Genomic DNA, 13,791 nt, shown 5'->3' with positions numbered 1-13,791 from the left:
TCCCGCGACGATGCCGCCTTCGCACAGCCCCGCCGACGCGCCCCGTCCCGCCTCGCGAGGGACGGTCGCCGAGCTCGAGGCGTCGGAGCAGGCGCACAGAGCCGATCCCGAGCGCGCCGACATGTTGCGCCGGGCGCGCCTCTTCAAGACCGGCTGGCTCGAGCTCGCCGAGGCGCTCGTGCGGGCGCGGAAGAAGCGCAGCTACGAGGCCTGGGGCTACGCGTCGTTCGAGGACTACACGAAGAAGGAGCTGCGCCTCCGCCAGGAGACCGTCGACAAGCTCACGGGATCGTTTCTGTTTTTGAAGGAGCGCGCGCCCGACGTGATGGAGCGCGACGGCCTCACGCAGAAGATCCCGAGCTACGACTCGGTGGACTTCCTGCGCCGCGCGGAAGAGCGCCACGACGCCCCGCCCGAGGTGATGGACGAGCTGCGCAAGAAGGTGCTCGAGCACCCGGTGTCCATGCCGACCCTGTCGAAGCACTTCGCGCCCACGATCTTCCCGCCGAGCGAGCCCGACCGGGTGGCCCGCGAGAAGGCCTCGATGAAGGCCGCGGCCGAGCGCCTCCGCGACGCGCTCACCGAGTCGCGCTCGGCGCCGATGGGGCTCGCGGGCGATCTCATCACGCTGCTCGAGCGGCTCCTCGCGACGCTCGAGGTCGGCGAGTAGCGGCTCGAGGTCGGCCGTGGACGCCCTCGCCGGGGCGCTGCCCATCGCGTACGCTGAGGGGATGGGTGAGCCCGCAAGAAAACGTGCAACCTACCAAGATGTCCTCGACGCACCTCCGCACAAGGTCGCCGAGGTTATCGACGGCGAGCTTGTGCTCCACCCCCGCCCGGCGTCTCCCCACGCGCAGGCCGCGACCACGCTCGGCGAAGAGCTCGGGCCCCCGTTCAAGCGCGGTCGAGGCGGCCCGGGTGGCTGGGTCCTCCTCTACGAGCCCGAGCTCCACCTCGGACCCGAGCCCGACATCTTGGTCCCCGATCTCGGCGGCTGGCGGCGCGAGTCGATGCCCGAGATGCCCCACGCGGCGTTCTTCACGCTCCGCCCCGACTGGGTGTGCGAGGTGCTGTCGCCTTCGACGCAGCGCCACGATCGGCGAAAGAAGCTCCCGGTATACCAGCGCGAGCGCGTCCAGCACGTGTGGCTCATCGAGCCTGTCGCGCGCACGCTCGAGGTCCTCTCTCTCGACGGGCCCACCTACCGGCTCCTCGCGACGTACGCCGACGACGAGCGCGTGCGCGCCGAGCCCTTCGACGCCATCGAGCTCGATCTCGCCGTCCTCTGGCTGCGCTGACCCACCGACGATTCGATCCCAATGAGCTCGCGGACGAGCGGCCGAAGCGAGCCAAATCCTCGCTGACTTAGCTTAGCAGCCCGTTGATTTACTCCCGTCGGCCCGTCGCCGCCGCATCCCGACCGCCGTCGTTGCGATCCTGCGGTGCGTGCTCACCTAGAAACGCCCACCTGGAACACGCTCCGCGCGCTCCTCGGATCGCGCCTTGGCGGGCCGGGCGCGGACGACGCCGGGCCTCGGTCCGTAAATCAACAGGCTGCTAGCGTCGCCGCGGGACCGCGACGCCTAGGAAGCGCGGCAGGTCGTCTTCGTCGCGCCAGCTCCGATCGCGCTCGTCGGCCTTCAGGCTCGTGATGCCCTGCTCGCGCCAGGTCTTGCCGGGGGGCGAGGCGTCGATCCAGTGGAAGCTCTTCTCGCGCGTGTCGAGGTGCACGTAATGGGTGCGCGGGTGGGTATAGACTCCCACGCCCACGTGGCCATAGCCGCGAAGGTGGGCGGCCAGCAGGCCGGAGTCGACGCGATCGAGCTTGAAGTCGAGCGCCTCGTCGGTGTGATGCCTGCTCGTCCCGCGCGCCTCCTGGCGGTGACCGCTGATCACCTCGACGCCGCTGGCGCCTAAGGCGTACGCGGCGCGCGCGACGAGCAAGAGCACCCTCGGCTCGAGCGGCTCTCCGTCGGGGTTCACCACCGCGACGAAGGCGCGCAGCGCCTCGGGGTCGACCTTGCCGAGGTCGGTGTACACCCGCACGTCGGCGGTGCGGTTCGTGTTCGGGTTTCGCACGTGGAGCGGCCACGCGCGCGTGGCCCACACCTCGGCCTTCGCGCGAGGCTCCTCGAGGGGCAGACCAAGCACCTCGTCGCTCGCAGACCGCGGCGTGACGGCGTCGGGTGGGGGCGTCGGCCGCCCTCCGCCGCCGAAGAGGGCGCCGAACAGCACCACCGCGGCGACGGGGAGGCTCAGCAACGTAGGCATCGAGCGTCGAGAATAGCGTAGTTCCGCCACGTGGCGAGCCTGGCGCGCGCCGCCCCGAGGCTCCGCATGCCGCGGGCCGGCCCCGAGCGCTCGGCCGCCCCGGGATCGTGTAAGGTGCCGGCCCCGTTGTCCGCGCCGCCCGTCATCTTCCTCCGCGACCGCTTCCTCGAGGCCGACGAGCCCGCGACGGTGTCGTTGTTCGATCGGGCGTACCTGCTCGGCGACTCGCTCTTCGCGTCGCTCCGCGTCTACGCAGGGGCCCCCGTGGGCCTCGGTCGCCACCTCGCGCGGCTCGAGGCGACCGCCGGGGAGCTCGGCCTTGCCTGCCCGTCGGCGGCCGCGATCGAGCCAATCGTGCGCACCGCGTGCGACAGATTTGTATCCGAGTACGGGTACTTGCGTATCACTCTGAGCCGAGGCGAGATGCCGCCACGGGCCGCGGGGCTCGGGCTCACGGGGCTCGCCGCGCCGGTGCTGAGCGTCGTCGTGCGCGAGCTCGGCACTCCGGCGTTTCCCGCGCCCACGGAGGTCGCGCCCGTGACCCTGCGCGCCGTGCCGGCCGCGTGCCAGCCTCCGGGGTGGAAGCTCGGCAGCTACGCGCTCCGCGTCGCGATGCGCCGGGAGGTCGAGGCGAGAGGCCACGGCGAGGGGCTCGTGCTCGGGCTCGATGGCGCCGTGGTGTCGGGCGTGTCGTCGAACCTGTTCCTCGCGCGCGGCGACTTGCTGGTGACGCCCGCGCTCTCGTCGGGGTGCCGGCCGGGCGTCACCCGGGAGCTGCTGCTCGAGCGCCTCCGCGCCGCGGGCGCCCCCGTGGAGGAGCGCGCCGTCGCCCTCGAAGACCTGCGGGCCGCCGACGGCGCGCTCTTCACGAGCTCGGTGACCCCGCTCCTCCCCGTGTCGCGGTTCGAGTCGCGGGCGCTCGCGCCTGACCACCCCTGCGTCGCGCGCGCGCGCGCCGCGCTCCTCGAGGCGATCGCGCAGGAGCGCGGGCCCGCGTGAGCGCGTGCGTGGAAGAGCTCGTCGCCTGGCTCTCGGCCGGGCGCGTCCACCGCGTGGTCGACGTCGCGCTTCCGTGCGCGCTCGCGGGTCTCGTCCGGCTCCCGGAGGCCGCGGGCCCGCTCGCGCTGCTCGATCGCGCCGTGCGCGGCTCGCCCTACGCGACCACGGCGCGGGTGGCGCTCGCCCCCCGCTTCACGCTCACTGCGGGCCGCCTCGCGTCTGGCGGGAGCGCGACCCTCCGCATGCCTTGGGACGACGCCGCCTGCCCGCCGAGGCTCGTCGACCAGGCGGAGACGCTCGTCACCGATCTGCGCGGCGAGGAACCGACCGAAGCGCGCCTCGAGGGCTGCCCGCTCGGGCTCGTCGAGCGGCTCCTCCGCGCGGCGGCCGGCTCCGTCCCCGCCGCGGCCGAGTGCGGGCCGTATGCGTGCGGTTTCGTGGGTTTTTTCGGCGACGGGGTCTCCCACTTCGTCGAGTCGCTCCAGGGCTTGCCGGCGCGCCCGCGCGAGGCGGCCCCGGACCTGGCGCTGCTCTTCACCGACGCCGTGCTGTTCGCCGATGACGCCGACGGGTGGACCGCGAAGCTCTCCCTCGTCGGGCGCGGCCCGAGCCACGCCGCGGCGCGCTCCGACGCGGAAGCGCTCGAGGCCAGGGTCCGAGCCCTGCTGGCGGCGGGGCCGTGGTGTGCGCCGCGCGCCGCGCGCCCGGCAGATCCCGCGCCGCCTGCCGCGCCGGACGAACGCGCGCCGCGGATCGTCTCGCGTCACTCGGCCGAGAGCTACTCGGCGCTGGTCGCGCGCGCGAAGGAGTCCATCGCGGCCGGCGAGGTCTTCCAGCTCTGCGTGACCCACACCCTCGCCGTGGAGCCGAGGCCCCGTGATCCGGCCGCGCTCTACGAGGCCCTGCGCGCGTCGAACCCGGCGCCCTTCTCGAGCTACGTCCGGCTCGCCGGTGTGCACCTGGTCTCGTCGTCGCCGGAGCGTTTCCTGCGGATCGCACCCGGAGGCGCCGTGCAGGCGAGGCCCATCAAGGGCACACGTCCGCGCGGCGCGACCCCGGAGGAAGACGCGCGCCTCGCGCTCGAGCTCGCCGCGAGCGAGAAGGACGGCGCGGAGAACGACATGATCGTAGACCTCCTGCGCAACGACCTGGCGCGCGTGTCCGCGCCGGGGAGCGTGCGGGTCCGCGAGCGCCGGGTGGTCGAGCCGCACGCCCAGGTCCACCAGCTCGTCTCCACGATCGAGTCGCGCCTCGCGCCCGGACGCGGCGCGGTCGACGTCCTGCGCGCGGCCTTCCCGCCGGGGAGCATGACCGGCGCTCCGAAGGTGCGCGCGGTCGAGCTGCTCGCCGACCTCGAGCCCCACGAGCGCGGCGTGTACTCCGGCGCGATAGGCTACCTCGACGTCCGCGGCGCGCTCGACACGTCGGTCGCGATCCGCACCTTCGTCCTCACCGCCGAGACCTGCACGTTCGGGGTCGGCGGCGGAGTGGTCCACGACTCGCAGCCGCTCGCCGAGTGGGAGGAGACCCTCGACAAGGCGCGCGCGCTGGTGCGAGCGCTCGCGGCGTATTTTGGCCGCCCCGTGGTCTGGGAGCACCGCCCGTGAGGGTGCTCGTGGTCGACAACTACGACTCGTTCACGTGGAACCTCGTGCACCTCGTGCACGAGGCCCTCGACGGTGAGGCCGAGGTCCTCGTTCGCCGGAGTCGAGAGACCTCGGTCGCCGAGCTCGAGCAGCTCGCGCCCGATCGCGTGATTCTCTCGCCAGGGCCAGGCGATCCTTCGGCGCCCGGTGGGGGCGGCGCGGGCGTGTCGGTCGAGGCCGTCCGCGCGCTGTCGGGGCGCGTGCCTCTCCTCGGCGTGTGCCTCGGGCACCAGGCGATCGGCGTGGCGTTCGGCGCGCGGGTCGTCCGCGCGGCCGAGGTCGTCCACGGCAAGGCCCGCGAGGTGTTCACCGAGGAAGATCCGCTCTTCGTCGGCCTCGCGCGGCCCCTCGTGGCGATGCGATACCACTCGCTCGTCGTCGAGTCGGTCACGCTGCCGCCGGCGCTCCGCCCGATCGCGCGGGCCGCCGACGGCACCCTCATGGCGATGCGCCACGCCTCGCACCCCACCGTGGGGCTGCAGTTTCACCCGGAGTCGATCGGCACGCCGGAGGGGGTGGCGCTCGTTCGGTCGTTCCTCCTCTTGCCTTGAGCTCGCCGCACGCCGCGTCCGCGAAGTCAATCCCATTGACGATTGCACGTCTCTCGCGCGATCGCGCGGCCACGCGCCGCGTCGCGGGTCGCTACCGGGGCGGCTCGATCTCCCAGCCGCACCTGCGGTGACCGATGTCGATGGCCCGCGCGGGGTCCTTGGAGCCGTCGACGGTGTCGCTCATGAGCACGAAGCTCGCGCCCAGCTTGCCGTTGGTCGTGCACGCGCAGAAGAGCTCCGACGTCGCCGTTCCGCGTACGGCGGGGCAGGAGAGAGCGCGCTCGCGCCCGTCCGTGCACGCGCGGAAGGCGACCTCGCCGGGGAGACGCCCCGTGATCTCGGGGCAGCGCAGCCCGCGCTCGCGGCGTTCGCACGCAGCCGCGAGCAGAAGAAAGACGACCGCAGCGAGCGAGATGGGCCGAGCCATCGCGCGAGCTTACCCCTCTTCGCGGTCCGCCCGCCGCTCCGTCTCGACCTCCGAACGGTGCCCGGGCGATCGATCGCGGCGTGAAAGGGGCGTCTCGCCCCGAGGTGCGCTATGGTGCTTCATGGTCCGGTCCGGGCCTGGAGGTCGTCGAATGCGCCCGAGCGTCTCTCTCTCGTTGCTTGCTATCGCGTTCGCCGCCGCGTGCGGCACCGAGCGTCGCGCGGTCTTCGACGACAAGAAGGACCCCCTCCCCCCTGGGAGTGGGGCGGACGGCGGCTTCGTGGACTTCGGCAACGCGGCGGACGACGGCCTCGCGGTCGACCCGCTCAACGCGATCTTGTTCGTCGACACCTCCACGACGCCACCCACCCCGGCCAAGCAGACCTACAAGGTCGTGCGCAAGACCGCGAACGGCGAGACCGACCTCACGGCGCGCGCCACCTTCGAGCTCGAGAAGCCCGAGCTCGGCAAGTTCACCGGCAACAACTTCGAGTCGGTCGCCACACTGCCCACGACCGCTCCCGGCTTCACGACCGACGTCACCGTCCGTGTCGACGGCGGGTCCACCGGCGCGAAGCTCACGGTCGTGCCGCTTCGGCGCGGCGCTGACAGCGCGCGCGACTTCTTCTTCATCGTCCCGTACGGCCAGGCCCCCACGCCGCCGAGCGACGTCCTCAAGTTCAAGACCAACATCCAGGCGGTCGACGTCGCCTTCGTGGTCGACACCACCGGGTCGATGTCGTCCGAGATCAACGCCATCCGGACCGCGCTCGGCGGCTCCCTCCTCACCCAGCTCCAGGCCGCGATCCCCTCCGTGGGCATCGCGATCGTGAGCCACAAGGACGAAGAAGATCCCGCGCCCCAGCTCGTCGAGGTCTTCCAACGGATCACCACGACGCTGAGCCTCGCGCAGTCGGCCGCGGGGCGGCTCAACGCGTCCGGCGGCGGCGACACGCCCGAGGGGCAGGTGCCCGCGATGTTCCATGTCCTCACGGGGCTCCCGGTCACCGGGGTGCCCGCCCACACGCCCGCGCCGGGCACTACGGGCGGCGTCGATTTCCGTCCCGGCGCGCTGCCGATGGTGGTCCTCGTGACCGACGCGTCCTGGCACGGGACCAAGGGCGGGGTCACCAGCGCGCGTCTGCGCGGCGCCTTCGCGGGAGCGAACGCCAAGTTCGTCGCGCTCACCTCGGACGGGAGCAGCGACAACGAGGTCGACGCCGACAGCCTGTCCGACTCGACGCAGTCGAACCTGCCTCCGAGCGCGTTCACGGGCTGCGGCGGCCAGTGCTGTACGGGCGTCAACGGCGCGGGTCGCGCCGGGGCGCCCGGCGGCAGGTGCCGGCTGAACTTCCGCTACTCGAAGAGCTCGCCGAACATCGGGGGAGGAGTCGTCGACGCGATCAAGGCCGTCGCGATCGGGACGGCGTACGACGTGGCGCTCCGCCCGCGCAATGACCCGGCCAACGCGAATGGCGTCGACGCCACCAAGTTCATCAAGGCCCTCCGCGCGAAGGACGAGGGCGACGCGACGCAGGGCTGCCCCGCCCACCCCGCGAAAGACACGAACGGCGACGGCGTCAACGACACGTTCACCGGCGTCACCGTCGGCACGCCGGTCTGCTTCGAGGTCATCGCCGAGACCAACACGACGGCGGAGCCCCAAGACACGGCCCAGTTCTACAATTCCTTCTTGGACGTGGTCGGCGTGCCGGGCGACATCCGCCTCGACACCCGCAAGGTCCTCTTCCTCGTGCCGCCGAAGGCCGGCGTCACCAAGTGACCGTCTTGCGCGCGCGCTGAGCACCCAAGCGCGCGTCGTCTTCGAGGAGCTCGAGCACGGCTTCGTGCTGATGTGTCGAGCTTCGCCAGGGACTCCTGCGCGGCGGCCGCGCTCGCGTAAACTCGGCCTATGTGCTGCTTCTCGCTCCCGGTCAGGTTCGTCGGTGGCACGCGCATTTTCGCGAGGTCGGCCGAGCTCGGGCGCCAGTGGTTGGTGTACGCGATGAACGTCGAGCTCGACGAGGAGCTCGCGATGGTGCTGCCCTTGCCCGTGCCACCGTCGCCCGGCGACGACGCCGTGAGCTTCGTCGATCTCTCGGGCTACGCCTCGTTCTTCACGCACCTCGAGGCGGCGTTCCCGCCCGACTGGGGCAGCGCCCCGCAGGCGAAGGGGCTCATGCGCTCGGCCCCCTCGCGGAGACCGCTCGCGGTCGTGGAGGTCGGCGAGTTCGAGGCCTCGTTCGTGCCTCGCCGCGCCGACTTTCGCCGCCTCGATCGGCGCTTTCGCCTCTCCGACGCGGTGTGGGCGCGCCTCGACGGGCGCAGCGCGGACCACGGCGCGAACTACGCGGACTGGGGCTTCGCCGTATTTCAGCTGAGGCCTCGCCGCGCCGGCTTCCTTGGCAGGATCGCGCGACAGACCGTGCACCCGATGGCGTTCACGTTCCCAACCAGGGAGCCCGGCGCGCTCTTCTTCCCCACGCTCCACGTACACGACGGCCACCTGCCGGCCCGCGCGAGCTTCGACCACATGCTCTTCTGCCAGTCCGACGGGGCGCTGGACGCCGCGCTCCCGTGGGACACCTCGGCCGAGCCGCTCGAGGCCTCGGTGTCCCCCGCGCGCGCGCGCGGCGCGATCGCGGCCGGCCGCAGGGGGCGGCGCACCTCGCTCCAAGGCGAGCTCCCGAACCGCGACGTGGTCGTGCGCCCGCCGACCGCCGTGCGCGCGGAGGACCTCGAGGGAAAAGGTGAGACCTATTCGTACTGCGTGCACGCGACGAGCCTGAACCTCTTCGCGCCCGAAGACGCGCTCCGCCGCGCGTGGCAGCGCACCGCGCGTGACCGACTCCCGGGACTGTGCGGCGGGCTCCGCGAGGGGCTCCGCGCGCTCACGGAGGCCCGGCGCGACGCGTGGGGCCTCGCGCCGCTCGTGCCCTCGCTCCCGCAGCACTTCGTGAACGGCGCTGAGCTCTGGACCGGCCTCGACTACCTCACCGGCGCGCCCGCGGTGCCGGGTGGCCCCGGGCAGGTCACGATGCGCGTGTTCACCGAGACCGTGGAGCCGCAAGACGTCACCCTGGGGTTCGCGCGCCTCCCCGACCAAGCGCTGCTCTGCCGGATCCGCGCCGAGCTGGCAGTCCTCGTGCGCCGCTCCGTGGAGTGAGCGCACGTCAGCGCTCGCCACGTGAGATCAGCGCCGTGGCGGCGCGAGCGCAAGCGCTCGCGTGGCCTGCCCCTCCTCGTCGAGGGCGAAGACCTCCTCCCGGAAGTCGCTGACGCGGTAGCCCTCTCCGTGCGAGGTGACGCGGACCAGCACCTTGCCCTCGGGGCTCGCGTCGACGCGGTACCCAGGCACCTGGCCCTCTTCAGCCTCGGCGACGAACCTGCGCCGAGCGGCCTCGCGCCGCCGGGCCAGCAGCGTGGAGGCCAGTCCGGTGGCGGTCCCCAGGCCGGCCATCGCGAGCAGCAGCCGCCGGCCCCACGGCTCGAGGATCCCCTCCCAGTGCGGGAGCACGTGGTCCGCGCCCGCCGACACGTGGCCGCCGGAGAGGGCCAGCACGAGGCCAAACAGCGACAGCGCCACACACGCGAGGCCAACGATCCACTCGCCGCGCTCCTCGCCGGCCAGCCCCTTGCGGGCGAGGGCCTGCGACCACGCGATGGGGAGGCCGAACGCGACGAGGGTCGCCATCATCGCGGGGAGCCACGCGATCGCTCCGAACGTGCAGCCGAGCGCGAACCCGACGGCGGCCCCGCCGATCTCCCCTTGACTCCAACCTAACAGGATCGCCGCGGCGAGCCCGGCGTTCGTCATGGCGAGCGGCACCGAAGAGAGCCAACCCCAGCGGAACGAGGAGCGCCCCACCGTCTTGCGCCACCGGAGCACGGCGGCCCATAGGCTCCCGATGAGCAGCGTCGGCAGGCCCGTGACGAAGGTGGAGAGCCCGAACTGACCCGAGTCGGCCACGATCAGGCCGAAGATGCCCGCCGTGACCGTCGCGAGCGCGAGCCCCACCGCCGCGACGTTCAAGTTTCGCAGCGCGCGCAGCGACTGGAAGGGCTTGGGGACCGCCACTCTCAGCCCCGCCTCGTCGCTCGCGCGTGGCCCGATCGATCCATCCTGAGACCTCCTCCTCCGAGCGTAGCCTTCAACGCCTCGGGCGGCCTATCCGTTCGGGTTGAAATCCGCGCGCAGCGATGGCACGTCTCCACGCCGGATTGCGCTTGAAATTGCCTACAGGAATGGCACAGCTAGCGGGGTCAACTTTCTCGAAGGAGTCTGCATGTCGAAGCGCTGGTCCCTCGCCGCTCCCCTGGCTCTCGCGGCCGTCGCCGCGCTCAGCGTGGCCGCCTGTTCGGCCGAGGCTCCCACCGACCCCGTCGGCGAGGACCCCGGCGCGGAGCTCGACGTGGTCGGCGAGTCGAACTCCGAGGAGGCGCTCACCGAGAAGAACAACCTGCGCGGCGTCGACAAGATGGCCGACAAGCAGCTCGCGCTCACCTTCGACGACGGCCCCCGCGCCAGCTCCGTCGAGTTCGCGCAGTGGCTCAAGGACCAGGGCATCCCGTCCACGTTCTTCATGACCGGCAACGCGATCGCCGCGTCCGAGCCCCAGCGCGCGGCCCCGGGCAAGATCGCGGCGATGGGCCACCTCATCGCCAACCACACCTACACGCATCCCATCACCCCCTCGTTCGCGCGGCTCGCCCCCTCGCAGATGGTCGACGAGATCGGCAAAACCGACGTGCTCATCGCCCCTCACGTCGCGTCGGGCGCGCCCTTCTTCGTGCGCACCTCGGGCGGCAGCTGGAGCACCGGCGTGCAGACCGCGCTGAACGGCAGCGACCGCACCAAGAAGTACGTGGGCAACATCTACTGGGACATCGGCGGGGACATGGCCGGCGGCTTCGGCGCCGACTGGGCCTGCTGGGGTGCGAAGTACAAGCTCTCCCCCGAGGCGTGCGGCGACCGCTACATGGCCGAGATCAAGGCGAAGAAGAAGGGCATCGTGCTCTTGCACGACATCCACGCCAAGACCCAGCTCATGGTGAAGTACCTCGTGCCCAAGCTGAAGGCCGAGGGCTACACGTTCGTGCGCCTCGACCAGATCCAGGGCCTCCGGCCTACGCAGTAAGGAGACTCGCGAACGGCACTTCCGAAACGGCGAAGGGGGGCTCCGAGAGGGGCCCCCCCTTTCGATTTTGCGTGCGACGAAGGGCGCCAGAGCACCTCCGAACAGCGAAAAAGGGCTCCTCGTGAGGGGCCCTTCTTTGCGCTCAGTGCGTCTGCGCGTCTGCGCGCTCAGTGCTTGTTGTCGTACGCGATGCCCTTCTCGGTCTCGTCGATCGCCTGATCGGTGAGGGCCATCGCCTTGACGCGGTGGCCACCCTTGTCTGCGGTCGCGCGCGCGAGCGACGCCTTCGCCGCCTTGAGCTGGCCGAGCGCGGCCTGCATGTGCGGCTGTGCCTCCGCGTGAGCGGGCGTGGCGGTCTGATAAACGATGCCGAGGGAGAGGCACCCGGCGAGCGCAAACGTCGACACTTTCCAGTAGTTCATCGAGACTCCTTTTTTGGCGCATCGCGCGGCGAAGGCCGAGCGAGCCGCTTTGACGGCCCGGCGAGCGAGAGCATACAAGCGACCGGCAAGTTTTCGCGAGCGACTCCGGCCGCGGGGGCCTGCCCCCCGAAGGGGGCGCGCGCGTCCCGTCAGCGGCGACGGAAGAGGATCGGGATCGTGAACGTGCGCGGTCGCTCCGCCACCGGGAATCTCCAGCCGCGGACCTCGCCCTCGACGCAGCGCGCGAGCCCAGGATCGGTCGTCGACGCCCGGACGGAGCTCACGCTCCCTCCTGGAGCCACCGCGACCACCGCCGTGACCATCGCGGTCCCGGCGGCGCCCCAGCATGCCTTCGCGAGGGCCGGGTGGTGCGCTCGCGCGACCGCGAGGCCGACCGAGGCGTCGTCGGCGGCTCCTGCCGCGGACGCGGAGGCCGAGGCGGGAGCCGGCGCGTGCGCGGCCGGCGGCGGCGTCGCGGGCACCGGCAGCGGCAGCGGAGGGGGAGGCGTGAACGTCGGCGAGAGCTCGAGGTCCCTTGCCGCCGAGGGCGCTGGCGCGGTCGCGCCGGGGTGCGGCCCGGGAGCCGTCGGGTGTGGCGCGGAGACCGGCGCGGGGGCGGCGGCGGTCGGGGGCTGCCGGAGCGCTGCGACCACCCGGGACTCACTCGCGCGCGGCGCCGGGGCGGCTTGGGCGCTGTCGGCCGCGGGAGGGGCGCTGGACGCGGGCCCCGGCGGCGGATCGGGCGGACGGACGGCTTCGGGCGCGCGGGTCGCGTCCGGGGCGCGCGAGAGCGTCTTCGCGCCCACCACGCCGGCCACCACCAGCCCGACCGCGAGCGCGCCGAGCATCCTCGGGCGGCGCCGCCCCTCGTCGACGGGGCTCGGACCGGGCGCTTGCGCGCGACCCGGGACGGGGACGGTGGGCCGCGAGCGCGTCTCGGTCTCGTCGGTCTCTGGCGCCGCGGCTGCGGCGGGCGCGCGACCCGGGACGGGGACGGTGGGCCGCGAGCGCGTCTCGGTCTCGTCGTCTCGCGCCGGCTGCGGCGCGCGCCCGGGACGGGGACGGTGGGCCGCGATCGCCGGTCGCCCGTGTCGTCCTCCGCCCGCGGGGTGGACTGCACGTACATGCGGACGGCCGGGGAGATGGGCGTCGGCGCCTCTGCGACCTTCGATGCGTCCTCCACGACGACCTTGGGCCCGTCGCTTCCGGGCGGCGTCACCTCGGCCTTGGGCGGCGTCACCTCGGCCTTGGGCGGCGCCTCCGCGACCTTGGGCGGCACCTCCGAGCGAAGGAGCTCTCCCTCATCGACCTCGTCGACCGCGGAGCCGTCGTCTTCGTCGCAGCCTGCCTCCGGAGCCGCGGCGAGCGCCGCCACGTCGGCGATCGGCGGCGAGGGCGAGAGCGGGACCGTGTCGACCAGCGCGCGGAGGGCCGCCGTGACCTGGTTCATGCTGTCGTAGCGGTCGTTCGGGTCCTTCGCGAGGCACCGCTGGATCACGGCCTCGAGGTGCTCGGGGAGATCGCGCCTCGGCACCGGATCGTGGAGCACCTTCACGATGACCTCGGTCATCGACCCGCCGTCGAACGGCACCTCGCCCGTCACGAGCTCGTAGAGGATCACCCCGAGCGACCAAATGTCCGAGCGCCGATCCACCGACGTCGCGCTCTTGAGCTGCTCAGGCGCCATGTACCAAGGAGAGCCGAGGATCTCTTTCGTCTCGGTGCGCCTCCGATCGTGCAGCTCCACCTTGGAGATGCCGAAGTCCAGCACCTTCACCGTGGGCGGACGGTTGCGCTTCTTGGCGAGGAAGAGGTTCGCGGGCTTGACGTCGCGGTGGATGATCCCGAGCGAGTGCGCCTCCGTCAGCGCGTCGGTGATCTGCAGGGCGTAGTGGATCGCCTCCGCGGCTGGGATCTTCTTGCGGCGCTCGAGGACCGCGGCGAAGTCTTCGCCGTCGAGGTACTCCATGACCATGTACGGCGTGCCGTCCTCGAGGGGGCCGACATCCATGACCCGGGCGACGTGCTCGCTCTTGATCTTGACGGCCGCGCGCGCCTCCCGCGCGAAACGCTCGCGGGCGTCAGGGCTCGAGGCGCGCCCCGGGAGGATGACCTTGATGGCGACGAGCTCGTCGAGCTCGAGGTGACGCGCCGCGACGACCATGGCCATGCCACCCTGGCCGAGCACACGCTCGACCTTGTACCTGCCGTCGATCACCTGTCCGGGTCGAACCGATGCTGCCCCCTCGGCCATGCCGCGCGGGAGCATAGCGTCTTCGCGCGAGAACCGCGACGAGACACGCGGGAACCTCTCGAATGTCGCGTCCTTGGCGCTGA

General features: G+C 72.4%; 13 protein-coding genes. 8 read left to right on the top strand and 5 right to left on the bottom strand.

The window, feature by feature from the left end; translation table 11 throughout:
* Positions 1-10 precede the first annotated feature (10 nt).
* Positions 11-670, top strand: a complete 660-nt coding sequence (locus tag IPQ09_29440) for a hypothetical protein (GenBank protein MBL0198271.1) — start codon at positions 11-13, stop codon at positions 668-670.
* Between the two features lie 61 nt (positions 671-731).
* Complete coding sequence (locus IPQ09_29435; protein ID MBL0198270.1) at positions 732-1,298, top strand: Uma2 family endonuclease; 567 nt, start codon at positions 732-734, stop codon at positions 1,296-1,298.
* A 259-nt stretch (positions 1,299-1,557) separates the two neighbouring features.
* Here the strand turns inward: IPQ09_29435 and IPQ09_29430 are convergent, their stop codons facing one another.
* On the bottom strand, positions 1,558-2,271 hold the full coding sequence (locus tag IPQ09_29430; GenBank protein ID MBL0198269.1) for a hypothetical protein: 714 nt from the start codon (positions 2,269-2,271) through the stop codon (positions 1,558-1,560).
* Between the two features lie 126 nt (positions 2,272-2,397).
* Between IPQ09_29430 and IPQ09_29425 the strand changes: the two genes are divergently transcribed.
* From IPQ09_29425 to IPQ09_29415, 3 genes are read left to right on the top strand one after another with little or no spacing between them, the layout of a single operon-like run.
* Entirely contained in the window at positions 2,398-3,270 is an 873-nt protein-coding gene (locus tag IPQ09_29425; protein ID MBL0198268.1) for an aminotransferase class IV, read from the top strand.
* Positions 3,267-4,877, top strand: coding sequence for an anthranilate synthase component I family protein (locus IPQ09_29420; GenBank protein MBL0198267.1), 1,611 nt, complete (start codon positions 3,267-3,269; stop codon positions 4,875-4,877). Before IPQ09_29425 ends, IPQ09_29420 begins: the two co-directional genes overlap by 4 nt.
* Positions 4,859-5,467, top strand: coding sequence for an aminodeoxychorismate/anthranilate synthase component II (locus IPQ09_29415; GenBank protein MBL0198266.1), 609 nt, complete (start codon positions 4,859-4,861; stop codon positions 5,465-5,467). The genes IPQ09_29420 and IPQ09_29415 overlap by 19 nt, the downstream gene beginning before the upstream one ends.
* 91 nt (positions 5,468-5,558) lie before the next feature.
* Here IPQ09_29415 and IPQ09_29410 read toward each other — a convergent pair whose 3' ends face one another.
* On the bottom strand, positions 5,559-5,894 hold the full coding sequence (locus IPQ09_29410) for a hypothetical protein (GenBank protein ID MBL0198265.1): 336 nt from the start codon (positions 5,892-5,894) through the stop codon (positions 5,559-5,561).
* Positions 5,895-6,045: 151 nt separating this feature from the next.
* Between IPQ09_29410 and IPQ09_29405 the strand changes: the two genes are divergently transcribed.
* A complete protein-coding gene (locus IPQ09_29405) occupies positions 6,046-7,677 on the top strand; it encodes a VWA domain-containing protein (protein ID MBL0198264.1) in 1,632 nt (543 codons plus the stop codon).
* Positions 7,678-7,806: 129 nt separating this feature from the next.
* A complete protein-coding gene (locus tag IPQ09_29400; GenBank protein ID MBL0198263.1) occupies positions 7,807-9,060 on the top strand; it encodes a hypothetical protein in 1,254 nt (417 codons plus the stop codon).
* Between the two features lie 27 nt (positions 9,061-9,087).
* Here the strand turns inward: IPQ09_29400 and IPQ09_29395 are convergent, their stop codons facing one another.
* Positions 9,088-9,972 (bottom strand): hypothetical protein, encoded by an 885-nt coding sequence (locus IPQ09_29395; GenBank protein MBL0198262.1) that lies wholly within the window; start codon positions 9,970-9,972, stop codon positions 9,088-9,090.
* A gap of 208 nt (positions 9,973-10,180) precedes the next feature.
* Between IPQ09_29395 and IPQ09_29390 the strand changes: the two genes are divergently transcribed.
* Positions 10,181-11,032, top strand: a complete 852-nt coding sequence (locus IPQ09_29390) for a polysaccharide deacetylase family protein (GenBank protein MBL0198261.1) — start codon at positions 10,181-10,183, stop codon at positions 11,030-11,032.
* A gap of 167 nt (positions 11,033-11,199) precedes the next feature.
* On the opposite strand, the gene IPQ09_29385 is transcribed toward IPQ09_29390, so the two are convergent.
* Positions 11,200-11,400: a hypothetical protein gene (locus IPQ09_29385; GenBank protein ID MBL0198260.1), complete on the bottom strand. Its 201-nt coding sequence runs from the start codon at positions 11,398-11,400 to the stop codon at positions 11,200-11,202.
* A gap of 334 nt (positions 11,401-11,734) precedes the next feature.
* Positions 11,735-13,708, bottom strand: a complete 1,974-nt coding sequence (locus IPQ09_29380) for a serine/threonine protein kinase (protein MBL0198259.1) — start codon at positions 13,706-13,708, stop codon at positions 11,735-11,737.
* Between the last annotated feature and the right edge of the window lie 83 nt (positions 13,709-13,791).

The organism is Myxococcales bacterium (assembly GCA_016720545.1).
GTDB lineage: Bacteria > Myxococcota_A > Polyangia > Polyangiales > Polyangiaceae > JAAFHV01.
This window is presented reverse-complemented; position numbering and strand designations above follow the sequence as displayed.

Coding starts and splice junctions, on each gene's coding strand:
- IPQ09_29440 (MBL0198271.1), top strand. CDS start 11: ATGCCGCCTTCGCACAGCCCCGCCGACGCGCCCCGTCCCGCCTCGCGA.
- IPQ09_29435 (MBL0198270.1), top strand. CDS start 732: ATGGGTGAGCCCGCAAGAAAACGTGCAACCTACCAAGATGTCCTCGAC.
- IPQ09_29430 (MBL0198269.1), bottom strand. CDS start 2,271: ATGCCTACGTTGCTGAGCCTCCCCGTCGCCGCGGTGGTGCTGTTCGGC.
- IPQ09_29410 (MBL0198265.1), bottom strand. CDS start 5,894: ATGGCTCGGCCCATCTCGCTCGCTGCGGTCGTCTTTCTTCTGCTCGCG.
- IPQ09_29405 (MBL0198264.1), top strand. CDS start 6,046: ATGCGCCCGAGCGTCTCTCTCTCGTTGCTTGCTATCGCGTTCGCCGCC.
- IPQ09_29400 (MBL0198263.1), top strand. CDS start 7,807: ATGTGCTGCTTCTCGCTCCCGGTCAGGTTCGTCGGTGGCACGCGCATT.
- IPQ09_29390 (MBL0198261.1), top strand. CDS start 10,181: ATGTCGAAGCGCTGGTCCCTCGCCGCTCCCCTGGCTCTCGCGGCCGTC.
- IPQ09_29380 (MBL0198259.1), bottom strand. CDS start 13,708: ATGGCCGAGGGGGCAGCATCGGTTCGACCCGGACAGGTGATCGACGGC.